Source organism: Nocardia yunnanensis, assembly GCF_003626895.1.
GTDB classification, from domain to species: domain Bacteria; phylum Actinomycetota; class Actinomycetes; order Mycobacteriales; family Mycobacteriaceae; genus Nocardia; species Nocardia yunnanensis.
The window spans coordinates 7513442-7529131 of record NZ_CP032568.1 but is presented as its reverse complement, the minus strand read 5'-3'; the positions used below and the strand labels follow the sequence as shown (position 1 = coordinate 7529131).

Annotated in this window: 15 protein-coding genes; 5 read left to right on the top strand and 10 right to left on the bottom strand. The window is 68.6% G+C overall.

Going from position 1 to position 15690, the window contains the following annotated elements:
• Positions 1 to 5 precede the first annotated feature (5 nt).
• Positions 6 to 374: a VOC family protein gene (locus D7D52_RS35440; protein ID WP_120743332.1), complete on the top strand. Its 369-nt coding sequence runs from the start codon at positions 6 to 8 to the stop codon at positions 372 to 374.
• Here the strand turns inward: D7D52_RS35440 and D7D52_RS35435 are convergent.
• From D7D52_RS35435 to D7D52_RS35425, 3 genes are all read right to left on the bottom strand, one after another.
• Positions 371 to 1063 carry a PhzF family phenazine biosynthesis protein gene (locus tag D7D52_RS35435; protein WP_120743331.1) on the bottom strand — a complete coding sequence of 231 codons (693 nt, stop codon included), beginning with the start codon at positions 1061 to 1063 and terminating at the stop codon, positions 371 to 373. The two genes, D7D52_RS35440 and D7D52_RS35435, sit on opposite strands and share 4 nt — an antisense overlap.
• 330 nt (positions 1064 to 1393) lie before the next feature.
• Positions 1394 to 1933: an alkylhydroperoxidase, AhpD family gene (ahpD, locus tag D7D52_RS35430; RefSeq protein WP_120743330.1), complete on the bottom strand. Its 540-nt coding sequence runs from the start codon at positions 1931 to 1933 to the stop codon at positions 1394 to 1396.
• A 43-nt stretch (positions 1934 to 1976) separates the two neighbouring features.
• Positions 1977 to 2564, bottom strand: coding sequence for a peroxiredoxin (locus D7D52_RS35425; protein ID WP_120743329.1), 588 nt, complete (start codon positions 2562 to 2564; stop codon positions 1977 to 1979).
• 112 nt (positions 2565 to 2676) lie between these two features.
• Here D7D52_RS35425 and D7D52_RS35420 point away from each other — a divergent pair, with 112 nt between their 5' ends.
• Together D7D52_RS35420 and D7D52_RS35415 are read left to right on the top strand one after the other, a co-directional pair.
• Positions 2677 to 3585 carry a hydrogen peroxide-inducible genes activator gene (locus tag D7D52_RS35420; RefSeq protein ID WP_120743328.1) on the top strand — a complete coding sequence of 303 codons (909 nt, stop codon included), beginning with the start codon at positions 2677 to 2679 and terminating at the stop codon, positions 3583 to 3585.
• A 101-nt stretch (positions 3586 to 3686) separates the two neighbouring features.
• The gene (locus D7D52_RS35415) at positions 3687 to 4463 is read left to right on the top strand and encodes an MBL fold metallo-hydrolase (protein WP_120743327.1); all 777 of its coding nucleotides are present in this window, start codon (positions 3687 to 3689) and stop codon (positions 4461 to 4463) included.
• A 1007-nt stretch (positions 4464 to 5470) separates the two neighbouring features.
• Here the strand turns inward: D7D52_RS35415 and D7D52_RS35400 are convergent.
• The 6 genes from D7D52_RS35400 to D7D52_RS35375 form a co-directional block, all read right to left on the bottom strand.
• Positions 5471 to 5983: a GNAT family N-acetyltransferase gene (locus tag D7D52_RS35400; RefSeq protein WP_120743326.1), complete on the bottom strand. Its 513-nt coding sequence runs from the start codon at positions 5981 to 5983 to the stop codon at positions 5471 to 5473.
• 318 nt (positions 5984 to 6301) lie between these two features.
• Positions 6302 to 6847, bottom strand: a complete 546-nt coding sequence (locus D7D52_RS35395) for a DUF8020 domain-containing protein (RefSeq protein ID WP_120743325.1) — start codon at positions 6845 to 6847, stop codon at positions 6302 to 6304.
• 67 nt (positions 6848 to 6914) lie between these two features.
• The gene (locus D7D52_RS35390) at positions 6915 to 7841 is read right to left on the bottom strand and encodes a short-chain dehydrogenase/reductase (RefSeq protein ID WP_120743324.1); all 927 of its coding nucleotides are present in this window, start codon (positions 7839 to 7841) and stop codon (positions 6915 to 6917) included.
• Positions 7841 to 9346, bottom strand: coding sequence for a flavin-containing monooxygenase (locus D7D52_RS35385; protein ID WP_425464592.1), 1506 nt, complete (start codon positions 9344 to 9346; stop codon positions 7841 to 7843). Before D7D52_RS35385 ends, D7D52_RS35390 begins: the two co-directional genes overlap by 1 nt.
• Positions 9347 to 9383: 37 nt before the next feature.
• Entirely contained in the window at positions 9384 to 10370 is a 987-nt protein-coding gene (locus tag D7D52_RS35380) for a PDR/VanB family oxidoreductase (RefSeq protein WP_120744700.1), read from the bottom strand.
• A gap of 35 nt (positions 10371 to 10405) precedes the next feature.
• Entirely contained in the window at positions 10406 to 11299 is an 894-nt protein-coding gene (locus D7D52_RS35375; RefSeq protein ID WP_120743322.1) for a metal-dependent hydrolase, read from the bottom strand.
• Positions 11300 to 11397: 98 nt separating this feature from the next.
• On the opposite strand from D7D52_RS35375, the gene D7D52_RS35370 reads away from it, so the two are divergent.
• Positions 11398 to 12012: a TetR/AcrR family transcriptional regulator gene (locus tag D7D52_RS35370; protein ID WP_246023525.1), complete on the top strand. Its 615-nt coding sequence runs from the start codon at positions 11398 to 11400 to the stop codon at positions 12010 to 12012.
• Positions 12013 to 12048: 36 nt separating this feature from the next.
• On the opposite strand, the gene D7D52_RS35365 is transcribed toward D7D52_RS35370, so the two are convergent.
• On the bottom strand, positions 12049 to 12465 hold the full coding sequence (locus tag D7D52_RS35365; RefSeq protein ID WP_120743321.1) for a PaaI family thioesterase: 417 nt from the start codon (positions 12463 to 12465) through the stop codon (positions 12049 to 12051).
• A gap of 78 nt (positions 12466 to 12543) precedes the next feature.
• Between D7D52_RS35365 and D7D52_RS35360 the strand changes: the two genes are divergently transcribed.
• On the top strand, positions 12544 to 15690 hold the full coding sequence (locus D7D52_RS35360; protein WP_120743320.1) for an AfsR/SARP family transcriptional regulator: 3147 nt from the start codon (positions 12544 to 12546) through the stop codon (positions 15688 to 15690).

Below are 15690 nucleotides of genomic sequence, written 5' to 3'. Positions count from 1 at the left end.
CGGGAATGGTCGAATTCGAGAGCTACCGGGCCAACCTCGAGGTGGCCGATCTGACCCCCACCGTCGACTTCCTGTGCAAGATCCTCGACTTCGCGCTCGAGGTGCACGAACCCGAGATGGGCTTGGCGCTGGTGCGCCGCGACGGCATCGGGCTCGCCGTCGTCCGCACCTCCCATCCCGCCGTCAACGAGACGACCGCCGGATATATCGGCGTGACCGACGTGGACGCACTGCACGCGCACTGCCTGGCGCAGGGCGTGGATATCGTCACCGGCCTGACCGAACACCCTTGGGGGCTGCGCGATTTCGTGATCCGCATCCCCGGCGGCCACCGCCTGGCCTTCGGTCAGCGCAGTGCGAACACCGGCGGCTAGACGACGATCGGATGGTCGGCGACCACGCGGCCGCCGACGCGCGCCCAGCCGTCGGAGTCCCATTCGGTGAAGATCTGGGAGCCCTCGCCCTGGGTGATCTTCAAGCCGCGGGTGAGCAGGGCGGTGAGCCGCACGGCTGCCGCGCCGGTGGCCTCGTCTTCGGCGACGCCCATGGCGGGAGCGAACATTCGGGAGCGGATCGCGCCGCGTGGCTCGTTGGTCCAGCCCCAGCAGTAGTGCTTGCCCTCGGGGAAGTCGCCGGGGTCGAGGGTGGCGATCTCGGCCGCGTCCTCGAACTCGTGGAATTCGAAATCGGGCGTCCATTCGGCGCGGGCCCGGGCCCAGGTGATGCCGTCGGTGCTGGTGACCTCGACGGGACCGGCGGGCACGTCGATGATGTGCACCGGCTGCCGCTGATCGCTGAGCCACCACGCGGTGCCGACGCTGGGATGGCCCGCGAAGGGCAGTTCCACGGCCGGGGTGTAGATGCGCATCCTCACCCGCCCGTCGGCCGGGTCGTCCACCACCACGGTCTCGCTGTAGCCGACCCGCGCCGCCAGCGCCTGGTGGTCGACGCCCGCGACGGCTGCGTGCCGCACGATGCCGAGCGGGTTGCCGAAGCGTCCGGCCTGGTCGGTGAACACACGCACCACTTCGATCTGGGCGCCATCGCTTTCCGGAACGGTCATGCCACGCGAGCTTACCGACAGTTATCGCGCGACGGGAGGGGCGCAGTCGCCGAGCATCTCCGCCAGCGCGCTCTTCTCCGTGGGCTGCACGCTCAGGCCCCACCGGGACTTCACGCTCACCCAGCGGCGCGCGTAGTCGCAGTGGTAGGCCTGCCGCGGCCGCCACTGATCCGGTGTCTTGGCGCCCTTGTCCTGGTTGGCCTGGCGGCGAATCGGACCAACCAGTCATCGTCACCGACCGGTGACCCGATTGCAGCAATCGAATGGCAAACGGGAAAGGTGCTGTACATCTCGCGATGTACAGCACCTCCCCGCGCGATTCGCGCTCGGTCAGACGCCCGCCGGGGCCAGCGCCTCGGTCGTGACCACGGCCTGGCCGACGCCCGCCACGATCGCGGCCGCCCGCAACGCCTCGAAGATCACCTCGCGCGATACGCCCGCCTCACGCAGCGTGCGCTCGTGCGCCTCCAGGCAGTGCCCGCAGCCGTTGATCGAGGACACCGCGAACGACCACAGCTCGAAATCGGCCTTGTCCACACCCGGATTGCCGATGATCTGCATGCGCAGGCCCGCGCGCAGATCGTCGTAGCGGCCCTCCAGGAAAGCCTTGCCGCGGTAGAACACATTGTTCATGCCCATGATCGACGCCGCGCCCAGGGCGGCGTCGTACGCCTGCGCCGACAGGACATCGGCGGCCTCCTCGGCGATCTCGCGCAGCGTGGTGGCCGAGCGGGTGGCCGCCGCCGTGGCCAGCAGGGTGCCCCACAGCTGCTGCTCGGTGAGCACGGTGGTGCGCGCCAGCGAGGAGAGGTTGAGCTTGAGATCCTTGGCGTACTCGGGTAGCGAGTTCTTCAGATTTTCGATGGTCACGACGAATTCCCTTGCGAGTGCGGACTGATGGAAGAGCGCGGTGCTAGACCGAGGCGCTCATGAGCTCGCCGGCCTGAATGGTCGGGTCGCCCTTCTTCCAGTTGCACGCGCACAACTCGTCGGACTGCAGGGCGTCGAGCACGCGCAGCACCTCGTCCACATTGCGCCCCACCGAACCCGCGGTGACCGACACGAACTGGATCTCGTTGTTCGGATCGATGATGAAGGTGGCGCGATCGGCGACGCCGTCGGCGTTGAGAACGCCGGTGGCGGCGGACAATTCGCGCTTGAGGTCGCTCAGCATGGGGAAGGGCAGGGTCTTGAGGTCCTCGTGCTGGGCGCGCCACTGGAAGTGCACGAACTCGTTGTCGACCGAGGCGCCCAGCACCTGCGCGTCGCGGTCGGCGAACTCGTCGTTCAGCTTGCCGAAGGCGGCGATCTCGGTGGGGCACACGAAGGTGAAGTCCTTGGGCCAGAAGAACACGATGCGCCACTTGCCCACGTAGTCGTCGCTCGAGATCTGGGTGAAGTAGTCGTCGGGCTGCTGAGCGTTCACCTTCGAGAGATCACCGCCGATGACTGCCGTCAGGTTGTAGGCGGGGAACTGGTCGCCGATGGTCAGCAGGGCCATGCTTGCTCCTCATATGTAGTCGTGCCGATTGTGTCGAGACGTATATACGATTTCGATCCTGGCCGAACGACTGTGACAGGTAAACGTGATCGGTCGCACTACACTGATAGGCGTGACTGATCAGTCTTATCAGCCCACCCTGTCACAGCTGCGTGCGTTCGTGGCCATCGCGGAATACCGGCACTTCGGCACCGCGGCGACCCGGCTGAGCGTGAGCCAACCCACGCTATCGCAGGCGCTGGCATCACTGGAAAACGGACTGGGGCTCCAGTTGATCGAGCGCAGCACGCGGCGGGTGCTGGTCACCGCCGACGGTAAACGGCTACTGCCGCAAGCCATTGCCACCCTCGAGGCCGCCGACCGATTTGTCGCCTCCGCGGCCGGGCAGGGACTCGGCGGGCCGCTGCGCCTGGGCATCATCCCGACCGTCGCCCCCTACGTCCTGCCCACCCTGCTGCCCGAATTACGCAGGCGAATGCCCAGTTTGGCGCCGCACATCATCGAGGACCAGACCGCGCGGCTGCTCACCGGCCTGCGCTCGGGCGTGCTGGACGTGGCACTGCTGGCCTTGCCGAGCGGCGCCGCCGGGCTGATCGAGATACCGCTGTACACCGAGGAGTTCGTGCTGGTGCTGCCGCGCGGCCACCGGCTGGCCGGACGCTCGGATCTGAAAATCGCCGATCTCGAGGCGCTTCCGCTGTTGCTGCTCGACGAAGGGCACTGCCTGCGCGATCAGACCCTCGAACTGTGCCGCACCGGTGCGGCGCATCCGGGCGCGGTCGGCGACACCAGGGCCGCCTCGCTGGCCACCGTGGTGCAATGCGTGGCAGGGGGTCTCGGGGTCACCCTGATTCCGGCCATGGCGGTCGGGGCGGAAACCGCGCGCGGCACTTTGGACATCGCCACCTTCGCCGCGCCCGCGCCGGGCCGCACGGTCGGGCTGGCGTTCCGCTCGTCCACCGCGCGCGGGGAGGACTACGACGTGCTGGCGGAGGTCGTTCGCGAGTGCCGTCCGGCGTGACTGTGATCCCGGACAGGGTCGTGCGCGGCGCCTTCGTGGTCCCGGACATATCCGGCACCTGCGCGGTTGCGCTGTCCCAGACCGTCTGAAACGCTCGGGCCATGCGGATTCACCACCTGAACTGCGGCACCATGGGATTCGGCCTGGTCGACCACTGTCTGCTCGTCGAGACGCGCGACGCACTCGTACTCGTCGACACCGGGTTCGGGCTCGACGCCGTACGACAGCCGGCGAAGATGGTGGGCGCGTCCCGGTTCGCGCTGGGCGCGAAGCTGCACGAGGCCGAGACGGCCGTGTATCAGATTCAGGCGCTCGGCTACGACCCGCGCGATGTCCGCCACATCGTCCTGACCCACCTCGACCTCGACCATTCCGGTGGACTCTCGGATTTCCCCGAGGCCACCGTGCACGTGCACGGACCCGAATTCCGGGCGGCCACCGCCAAATCCACGGTGTCGGAGAAGCTGCGGTATCGCGCGGCGCAGTGGTCGCACGGGCCGAAGTGGATGGTCAACGAGGTCGACGGCGGGGAGGACTGGTTCGGATTCACCGCGGTGCGGGATCTGCCCGGGCTACCGCCGGAGATCGTGGTGATTCCGCTGGCCGGGCACACCCGCGGGCACGCCGGGGTGGCGATCGATCACGGCAATGGGTGGCTGTTGCACGCGGGAGACGCGTTCTTCCCGGAGTCGAGCATCGACCCGGAGCAGCCGCAGACGCCGTTCTGGTGGAAGGTGTACGAGACCGGATCGATTCTGGGCGAAGCGTATCGGGCCAACCAGCGGCGGCTGCGGGAGCTGAAGAAGAAGCACGGGCGCGAGGTGACGATCATCAACTCGCACGACGCGGGCATCCTGGCGCGTAGTCTCGGCCGATGAGTTTCCTGAGTCAACCCCTATGCGGCGATTGGCTGTTTTTCGGGCTCGTGCCGGGTGGGGTTGTAGGCGATTTTGGTGCGCCAGCAGGCCCAGATGATGCGCATCCAGGCGCGGCCGAGGGTGCAGCTCAAGAGCTGGAAAGTGCTACGGAAGCTACGTTGCTGCCCGCACAAGGCCGGACAGCTCGCCAAAGCGATTCACGCCCTCCAAATCCGCGAACTCGAAGCCGATCGAGGATGAAAAAGGCTCAGTATCACGTTGGTGGCTTCGGTATGCTCGCTGTGAGGCAGTCCGCGACCCCAGTGTCGCAACTTATTCCTCGCACACTGTGGTTAGTGGTTAGGAGCGTGTAAACGCTCCAGTGCGTCTGAGGGCATGGGCTGGTAGCCCACGGTGCGCCCGTTAGTTCGGTCCGGGCGTCCGACCGCGTCGGGCGGGGCTGGGTGGGTGAAAGGCTTGTTTTGTGGCCGGTAGTCTGGCGTTGGTTGGAGCCCGGGGCGTTGCGCAGGTCAAGATCAACTGAAGAGCTGTTCGAAACCAATGTATTACGGCGCGATGGAGATCAATGGTCAGCATTTGCCCAGGTCAGGACACCGTTTGGCTTCTTTGATCTCATAATCCATTGGTCGCGGCTTCGAGCCCCGCCCGCCCCACTTCGGTGGTGATTCTGGCTTTCGAGTTCGTGCGTGGGGATCGCGAAAATGCTTGGGGGCCGGTATTTTTCGGCTTTTCGAAGGTGTGGAGGAGTGGGAGGAGCTCGTGGCCATCGCAATCGAGAACTACCACTGGGAGAGTGACTTTGCGCGGGAGCATCAGGAGATCGGGCGGGCTGAGGGCCGTGCGGAGGGGCTGGCGGGGTCGGTTCTACGGATTCTTCAGCGGCGGGGGCTGGCTGTCAGCGAGGAGGTTCGTGCTCGGGTTGAGGGGTGTGGGGATACCGAGCAGTTGACTGGGTGGTTGGATCGGGCGCTGGATGTGGACTCTGCGGAGGACATCTTCAACGGAGGTCAGGGGTGAGGGAGAGTGGCTGAGCTGCGGGGGCGCAGGTTTATGCGGTAGCGGCGGAGGTCGGGTGGGGTGGTGGGGTCTGGTATGCCGCCGTTGCGTTCTATGGTGCGGATCGAGGGGAGATTGTGGGGTTCGCAGACCAGGAGGACGTGTGGGAGTCCGAGGGCGCGGGCGTGGGGGAGGATTGCTGCGAGGGCCCAGGTGGCGATGCCTTGGCGGCGGGCGGTGGGGCGGATGCCGTAGCCGATGTGGCCGTATTCGGTGGGGTGATGGCGTAGGGCTATGCCGCCGAGGACTCGGGGGCCGTCGGTGATCCAGTAGTAGGTGCAGGGGTTGGTGGTGGTGGGGGCCGCGGTGAGGGTGGCGACCCAGGTGGCGAAGCCGGTGGGGGAGTCGACGTCGTCGGAGGCGTGTAGGCCGAAGCCATCCTCGTGGAGGCCGGGGCCCCATTCGTCGTGGGCCTCCAGCCAGGCCGCGTGGAGGGTGACGGTCGGGGGCGTGAGGAGTGGCACGACAACTGTCTAGTCGTCGAGTTCGTTGGAGGCCAGGGCATCTGGCACCGTGCACCCCGTTGGTGGGTGCCGGCCGAGCTCTGCGGCACCAGGATGCGGCTGCCGCCGGTGTTGACGGCTGGAGCTGTATTTGAGCTCTGTGGCGTCAGGATGCGGCTGCGGCTGGTGTTGACGGCTGGAGCTGTATTTGAGCTCTGTGGCGTCAGGATGCGGCTGTGGCCGGTGTCGATGGCGGGAGCTGTATTCGGTTTACCCGCAAGGGGATTGAGGGGGCCGGTGGGCGCTGCCTGCCACCGGCCCCGCGCGGGTGTCGGGTGTTCAGGAGGCTGCGCCGATGAAGCCGCCGATGGCGGCACCGATGGCGCATCCGACTATCGCGCCGACGAGGAAGAACCAGATTCCGATCACGATGCCGACCAGGCAGCCGACCACCGCGCCGGCGAGGATCGCGCCGCCGTCGGCGTCGGCCTGATGCATGAACGGGAGGTTCTGCGAGGTGGTTGCCGCTAGCGTGGGGCCGCCCACCGGGGTGAGTGTCAGTGAGGTGTCACTGTTCAGAGTTGGTGTGACCTGGAGGTTTTGGCCGGTGTCGGCGGCGGTGAGGGTCAAGGGGATGGACCCTACGACCGCGCCGTCGTCGGCGACGACCCGCACCGCGTCGGGTGCGAGCACGAAGTGGCCCGAGGCCAAGGTGACCAATGCGTTGGAGTGGTCGGCCGCCAGGGTGGTGGAGTACCCGACCGAGCCGTCCATGGCGTTGAGGGTGACGTCCGCGAGCCCTGCCTCGCCGTGCGCCGTTGCCATGGTGATTCCGGTGGCTGCGATGGCGAACACAGTCGTCGCCATCATCTTTTTGGTGAACATTTCCTTCTTCCCATCCGTCCGGGGATTTCCTTTGTCGTTCCCCCGACGAACGGCACCGGATGTGAGATCAATAATGCGCTCGAACTCGCCCCTTGTCCATGGGTATAGACGCTGTTGAGGACCGGTTTTCGAGACTGCGGCGCTCGACCTCCCGCAGCAGCGCGCGCACCCGCGGATCCCGGGCCAGACCGGCGTCGAGCACCGTGTTGACCACGCCCCGCAGCAGCGCGTAGGGCGTCCACGCCCGCGGCGAGATCGATTGCGCGGCACGGTGTTCGATGGCGTCGGCGAGCGTGCGCGCGGCCTGCGCGGCGGTGATGCGGGTGTTCAACGGCCACGGCAGCAGCGCCTCGATGCGGCGGCCGAGCTCGTCCCGGTCGAGCGTGGCCCGCGTCATCTCCGTCTCGACGATGCCGAAATACGCGACGCCTGCCGACGCTCCGTGGGCGGCCAGTTCCACCCGCAACGCCCGGCCCAGCTGCTCCACCGCCGCCTTGCTGATCATGTACGGCGCGCCGCCCATGCCGGGCGCGAACGCCGCGCACGAGGACACGACCGCGACATGCCCACGCGCGGTGATGATGTGGTCGAGCGCCGGGTGCACGGTATTGAACACGCCGGTCAGGTTGATGCCGAGGACGCGATCGAATTCGGCGGGCGCGAGGGTGCGCAGCGTCGCCGGGGTCGGCACCACGCCGGCGTTGGCCACCACGATGTCCAGATGCCCGAAGTAGCCGGCCACCTGACCGATAGCCTCGGCCATGGCGGCGCGGTCGGTCACGTCCGCGATCACCGGCAGCGCGCGCTCACCCAGCGCGGTGGCCGCCGCGGTGACGGCCGCGGCGTCGATGTCGACCAGGGCGACCGAGGCGCCGCGCCGGTACAGGATCGCGGCGAGTTCGCGCCCGATGCCCTGTCCCGCACCGGTGATGAGCGCGACCCGCCCGGACGCGGTGAAGGGCCCGGGCCCGGGGAGGCAGCGTGGCGTGGACATCAGCGGCTCACTTCTTTCAGCTTCACGGTCTGCGGTGTCAGGTCGTAGGACTCGACGTCGAAACGCCGGGTGCGCCAGCGGTATTCGAAGCTCCAGTTCGGGTAGAGCCCGGCATTGCGGCCGTCGGCGGTGGTGTAGTAGCTCTGGCAGCCGCCGGTCAGCCAGACGCTGTCGGCGCTGCGCCGCTCCATCTCGTCGAGGAAGTCGTCCTGCACCTCGGGGCGCAGTTCGATGCGCCCGATGCCGTTGTCGCGCATGGTCTTCAGCGCATCCACGATGTACGCGATCTGCGATTCGATCATGTAGACGGCGGACTGGTTCCCGGCCGCGCCGAACGGCCCCAGGGTGCAGAAGAAATTGGGGAATCCGGCGACCGCCGCCCCCAGATAGCTCTGTGGCTCCCGGTCGTACAGGTCGGCGATGGAGCGCCCGTGCCGGCCGATGTAGCGGTGGTAGGCCGAGGGGATGGAGGTGAATCCGGTGCCGAAGACAATGGTGTCGACCGGATGCTCGGTGCCGTCGCGCAACACGATCGAATGCGCGCGCACCTCGGCGATGGCCTCGGTGACGACCTCGACATTCGGGCGATCCAGGGCGGGCAGATAGGCGTCGGAGAAGATGGCGCGCTTGCAGCCGATGATGTAGTCGGGCGTCAAGGTGGCGCGTAGCGCGGGATCACGCACCTGGCGCAGCAGCTGGAGCCGTCCAAGCGCCTCATAGGGATGCCGGAAGCGCTTGTCCACCAGGGAAATCAGGCCGAAACCCTCGATCGCCGCATACCAGCCGCCCCGAATCGCGCGCTGTGCCAGGGGAATCCGCCGCAACAGCAGCCGCTCCAGGCCGAGCGTCGGTCGATCCATGCGCGGCACGATCCAGGGCGCGGACCGCTGGAACAACAGCAGCCTCTCGACGATCGGCTGGATCTCGGGCACGAACTGCACCGCGGACGCGCCGGTGCCGATCACCGCCACCCGCTCGCCGGTGAGGTCGTGCTGGTGATCCCAGTGCAGCGAGTGGAAGGTCGTCCCCGCGAACCGCTCCAGTCCCGGCAGGGTCGGATACTTGGGCTCGGCGAAGATCCCCGCCGCCGAGATGAGGACATCCGCGGTGAGCGCGCCCCGGCTGGTCTGGACCCGCCACACCGTATGCCGGTCGTCCCAGCGCGCGTCCAGCAGCTCCGTCTCGAACCGAATGTGCCGCACCACATCGTATTCGGTGGCCACCCGGCGCAGATACGCCAGAATCTCCGGCTGCCGCCCGTAGGTCCGCGACCAGTCCGGATTCGGCGCGAACGAGTAGCTGTACAGCTGCGACGGCACATCGCACGCGCACCCGGGATAGGTATTGGCCTGCCAGGTGCCGCCCAGCTCCGCCGCCCGCTCGAGGATCACCAGGTCCTCGAACCCGGCCGCACGCAGCTTCACCGCCAACCCGATGCCACCGAATCCGGCTCCCACGATCACGATGCGGCGGTGTTCCGATAATTCCGAAGCATGTTCGGGCACAGGTGTTTCCACTTCTATGGACATGACTCTTCCCGGTTCACAGATCCAGCACGAGCGCATCGCCCGCCGCACGCGATACACACAGCAACATGGCGTTCTCCCGCTCGGCAGCGGTGAGCAGCCGGTCGCGGTGGTCCACCGCCCCGGCCCGCACCGCGACCTTGCACGTACCGCAGAAGCCCTGACGGCACGAGTGATTCACGTCCGGCAGCAGCCGCCGCACGGCCGCCAGCGCCGTCTCCTCCGCGCCGACCCGCACCGTCCTGCCGCTCCGTGCCAGGGTGATGTCGAAGGACCGACCGTCGATGACCGGCGCCGCCGAAAACCGTTCCGTGTGCAGCGATCCCGTGGGATCCAGTGTGAATCGGCATCGCTGCGCGGCCGCGAGCATGGCGGGCGGCCCGCACACGTACACGGCGGCCCCCGGTTCCGCCCGCGCGATGATGGCCGCCACGTCCGGAGCCCCGAACTCGTCGTCGGGCCGAATCTCCGCGTCCGGCACCTCGTCCAGGAACGGCATGGACTCCCGCGACCGTCCCGCGTACACCAACCGCCCCCGCGAGCCGACGGCCCGCACCATCGGCAGGATCGGCGTGATCCCGATCCCGCCCGCCAGGAATACATACGACGGCGCGTCCACCAGCGTGAAAGCATTGCGCGGCCCCCGAATTCGCAATCGGTCACCGACCCACAGCGACTCGTGCACCTCGCGCGACCCGCCCGCGCCGTCCGGAATCAACCGCACCGCGATCCGGTATCGCGACCGATCCCGCGGGTCACCGCACAGCGAGTACTGCCGCTGCCGCCCCGATGGCAGAAACACATCCAAATGAGCACCCGGCCGCCACGAGGGCAATGCCCGGCCGTCCGCCGCCCGCATCGTCACCGCGACCACATCGGCCGTTGGCCGTTCCATCGTCTCCACCACCGCATTCAGCTCGAATCCGCTGCGCCGCACCGGATTCGACGGCGACAGCAGCGGTGCGGCCGCCCCGGATACGAACACCCGCTTGTAGACGTCCATGACCCCGCCGATCGCGCGCAGACCCAGCGGCGTGCTCACTGCGTCACCGCCCGCGCCGCCGGAGAATGGGCCAGATAGCGCAGCGCCACATCCATGGGCCCGAGCTGAGACGGGTGAAAACCCGGCCGCAGATAGCGCGGTATCTCGGTGAAGAACACTGTCCAGCTGGGGATTACGCCGCGGCGAGTCGCGCTCACAAACTGCCAGCCCCAGAAACGGCCCTTGTCCGGCGTCGGATCCTTCCGGTACAGATACCCCGCCGACAAAATGAACAACGGCAGCAGCGTCACGCTGGCGAGCACCCCCGTGCGAGCCTTGCGCAGATACCCGCCATCGAGATGCATGTACGCGTCGTAGACGACGCTGCGGTGCTCGACCTCCTCCGCGCCGTGCCAGCGCACCAGATCCAGCATGGCCGGATGCATGCCCTTGGCCTCGAGAATGTCGGCCTCGAGCAGCCATTCGCCGAGCACGGCCGTGTAATGCTCCATGCCGGCGAACAGTCCGAGGCGTTCCTTGAGCCATTGCTCCTTGGCGCGCCCGGTGAGCCCGTGATCGCCGAGGATCCGATCCACCAGCCAGGCAATGCCTTTCACGTACGAGTCGACATCGAGGCCGAGGGATCGCAGATGCCGGCGGGCGGCCTCGTGGCTGCTGGCGTGCATGAACTCCTGGCCCACGAACCCGGTCACTTCCTCGCGTAGCCGCTGGTCACGGATGTATGGCAGTGCCTCGGACAGCGCCTGCGCCATGGCCCGTTCGCCCTCCGGGAGCACCAGGTGCATGACATCGACGATATGGGTCGCCAGCACTTCGCCCGGAATGTAGTGCAGCGGAACGGAATCGAAGTCGAACCGGACGTCACGAGCGGCGATGGCGTGGGCCTCGTCGCCGTAGGGGCGCTTCGTCGCGCCAGCCTTCTCAGCCATGAGCGAACGGTACAACGCAACAAATCGCATTGCAATGTTGCAGCTACAAATCCTGTGAGATTGTTGCATCCGCCAGTGTGGCTGCTAGCGTTGGTCTGGTGCCGAACGCTTCGAAAACCCCGCTGACCCGCGCCGATGCCGTCGATGACATCGAGACGCGCATTCTCGACGCGGCATTGGCGCAGTTCCAGAAGGTCGGGGTCAAGAAGTCGACCATCGAGGATGTGGCCAAACAGGCCGGGGTCGACCGGGTGACCGTCTACCGCCGGGTCGGCTCACGTGACGACCTGGTGCAGGCCGTCGTCAGCCGCGAGGTCGCGACCCTGCTCACCGATCTGGCGAGCCTGCCGGACCGGCACACCGATCTCGGCGGCCTGATCGCCGAAATTTTCGTCACGGTCATCACCCGCTGGCGGGCGCATCCGCTGGTGGAGCGGTTGCTCGCGGTCGAACCGGAGCGAATCCTGGTGAAGCTCACCGTCGACGGCGCCGGAGTTTTCGCCATGAGCGTCGCCGCCACCGTCGACGTCCTGCGGCGCGCGGCGGCCAAGGGTCTGTTCGAGGCCCAGGCCGATCTGGCGGTGCGCGCGGAAATCGGCTGCCGCGTGGTGCATTCGCTGATCCTGGTGCGAGGCGGGGTAGCTGACCTCGAAACATCGGAGGAGCTGGCCGAATTCGCGCGGACCCACCTGGTGCCGATCATCGCGGGGTAGCGGGACGGGAACAGCCCTGCCCGCGCCGACCTGTGCCTACAACACAGCCTGGGTCTGGGTGACCTTGGCGACGAGTTTGCCGCTGTCATCCCGAATCTCGGTCTCCACCACAATGAAACTGCGTCCCGCGTGCAGCGGCGTCGCCGTCGCGGTGGCGTGACCCGAGCGCAGGCCGCGCACGAAATTCGTCTTGGACTCCACCGTCGTCGTCCCCTGCTTACCCTCGGGGAGGTTGAGGAAGGCACAGACCGCGCCGGTGGCGTCGGCCAGCGACATGAGCGCCCCGCCGTGCATGGATCCACCCAGCGTGCAAAGGTTTTCGCGCCACGCCAGCCGGGTGCGCACCAATGCGGGACCGCAGTCGAGCACCTCGACGCCGAGTCCCTCGGTGAACGGCATGGTGGCGAACAGCTGCGTGCCCACCGGGTCGGTGGTGATCTCGGTGTCGGTCATGAGATCAACTCTGCCCGAGGGCAGGCCGCGCGTCGATTACCTGTCGGGTAATGAACGCCCGTCTGACAGACTCGCTCGGTGCGGGTTGGTGTGTTGGGGCCGGTGTCGGCCCAGGGCGAGGACGGGACGCCGGTGGCGATCCCGGGCTTCCGGGTGCGGATGTTGCTGGCGCGGCTGGCACTGGAATCGGGGCGGGAGGTACCGGTGCCGGCGCTGATCGACGGGCTGTGGGGCGGCCAGCCGCCCGCCGACGCGGCGGGCGCGCTGCAAGCGCTGGTATCGCGGCTGCGCAAGGCGATTCGCGAGGTGGGCGCGGTCGAATTCGGGACGGGCGGCTACCGGCTGGCCGGGGCGACGGTGGATGTGGACCGGTTCGAGGAGCTGGCGCGGCAGGGTCGCGCGGAGCTGGCCGCCGGGCGCGCGGAGGCCGCGACCGGCCTGCTGACCGACGCGCTGGGGCTCTGGCGGGGACCGGCGCTCGGCGATGTCCTGGACGCGCCCTTCGCCCAGGCGGCCGCGACTCGGCTCGACGATCTGCGCGCCGCCGCCACGACGGACCGTTTCGAGGCCGAGCTGCGGCTGGGCCGCCACGCCGACGTGCTCGGCCCGCTCGACGCCGCGGCCGCGGCCGATCCGCTCAGCGAACGGCTCGCGGCGCTGCGCATGCGGGCGCTGGCGGCGGCCGGGCGGCAGTCCGACGCGCTGGCCGTGTACGAGGACATGCGCGCGCGACTCGACGACGAACTCGGCATCGATCCCTCCGCCGCACTGCGGGACACCCATCTCGCATTGCTGCGCGGTGAGCTCGAAATCCCGCCCCCGCGTAGGGAACCCGTCACCCGCACCCTGCCGGCGCGGTTGACCGGATTCATCGGCCGAGACCGCGAACTGGCCGAACTCGGCGCGCTGCTCGAGGCCGCGCGGCTGGTCACCATCGTGGGACCCGGCGGCGCGGGCAAGACCCGCCTCGCCCTCGAAGCCATGGACCGGCAGGCCGGCGCGGTGTTCTTCGTCCCGCTGGCCGAACTGGGCGCGGCCGATCAGCTCGCCGACGCCGTGGCGGGTGCGCTCGGCAGCGCCCCCGGTGACCGCCCCGGCAAGACCGACCGCCTCATCGAGCTGCTGGATGTCGGCCCCGCCGTGCTGGTGCTGGACAACTGCGAACACCTCGTCGCGGCCGCCGCCGAACTCGCCGAACGGCTGCTCGACCGGCTGCCCGGCCTGCGGGTGCTGGCCACCAGCCGCGAACCCCTGGCGCTCACCGGCGAGGCGCTGTGCCATCTCGGACCCCTGGAGCCCCCGGCCGAGACCACGGATCCGGCGGTGGCCCAGCGCTCCTCGGCGGTGCGCCTGTTTCTCGACCGGGCCGCCGCCGTGCGCCCCGGCTTCACCCTCGACGACGACACCGTCGGCCCGGTGGTCGAGATCTGCCGCCGACTCGACGGCCTCCCACTGGCTTTGGAGCTGGCCGCCGCCAAACTGCGTGCCATGAGCGTCGATCAGGTCGCCCGCCGGCTCGGTGACCGCTTCCGCCTGCTCACCTCCGGCAGTCGCACCGCCCTGCCGCGTCAGCGCACCCTGCTCGCCCTGGTGGAATGGAGCTGGGATCTGCTGGAGGAACCCGAAAAGCTGCTGACCCGAAGGCTTTCCGCGTTTCCCGGCGGCGCCACCGCGGCAGCGCTCGAATCCGTCTGCGCCGACGCGGACCTGCCCGCCGCCGACATCCCCTACCTGCTCGACGCACTGGTCGAGAAATCCCTCGTCACCGTCACGCCCGATGATCCGCCGCGCTACCGGATGCTGGAAACCATCCGCGCCTACGCCGCCGACCAGCTCGCCCGCGCCGCCGACAGCGTCACGACCCGGTTCACCGACTACCACCTCGCCCTCGTCGAAACCCACGAACCACAGCTGCGAGCGGCCGAACAGCTCGACGCCATAGCCGTTTTCGACGCCGAACACGCCAATATGGCCGCTGCCCTGCGCCTTTCCCTCGGCGACCCGGGCGACGCCGACCCGGCGATCGCGGCCCGCTTCGTGCGGTCGATGTTCTGGTACTGGGGAATCCGGGGCATGAGCACCCAGTTCGAGACCTCGCTGACCGCGGTGCGGCGCTTCGCCGACCGGCTGTCCGAGCAGGTGCGCGCGGCCTTCGCGTTGATCGCGCTCATGGCCGGTGCGCCGCCGCCCGACAGCTCGCTGCCGACGTTGATCGAGGACTGCGTGGCCACAGGCGGACTCGATTACCATCCGGCCATGCCGCTGTGGGCCGCGCTCATGGCGTCGGGCACCGGCGACGAGGCACTCGCCGAACGCCAGCTCGAAACCGCCATGGCCTGGCCGGATCCCTGGGTGCGGGCCAGCGCGCACCTGGCCCGTGACATCGCGCTCACCGGGCAGGGTCTGCAACCCGCCGGCGCCGAAGCCCGGCGAGCGGCCCTGCGCGGCTTCGACACCGTCGGCGATCGCTGGGGTCTGGGCGTGACGCTGCTGGCCATCGGCCGCGACCACGCGTTGCGCGCCGAGGACGAGCAGGCGCTGGCCGCCTACGGTCGCGCGGTCACCCTCGCCTCCGAACTCCGGACCGAGGACGATATCGCGGCCGCGCGCACCGCTCTGGCCGAACAGCGCATGCGCGGCGGCCGATTCGACGACGCCGCGGCCGATATCGAGGCCGCGCAGCGGCTGGCCGCCGAATCCGGATTCTCCCGGCTCGACGCGGTCATCCTGTTCGCGCGGGCCGAACTGCACCGCCGCCGTGGCGATCTCGCGAGCGCCGAGCGGGACCTGGACCGGGTCGGTCATCGCATCCGCCGGCTGCCCTACCCGGAAGTCATGGCCGCACAGCGAATCGCGGTGGCCCGCTTGCACAATCGGCTCACCGCGGGCGACCGGGAAGCCGCCAGAGCGTTGCTGCCCCAGGTGATCAAGGGTTCGTTCGGGTACGGGGATTCCGCCGCGGTCGCGCAGGCCGTCGCGCATGCCGCCGAACTGCTGGCGAAACTTCGCCTGCTGGAAGGTGATCCGTCCGCCGCGGCCACGGCGCTCGGCCTCAGCGAAGTCCTGCGCGGCATCTTCGATCACGGCGAGCCCGAACTGTCCACGCTCACAACCACTCTCGTCGAAAAGCTGGGTGACGACGAGTACCGGCATGCCTACCGGCTCGGCGCGGATCTGCCCCGCTCCGAAGCCGTGGCGCGCTTGGCGGCCGAGACCGAGCGTTGA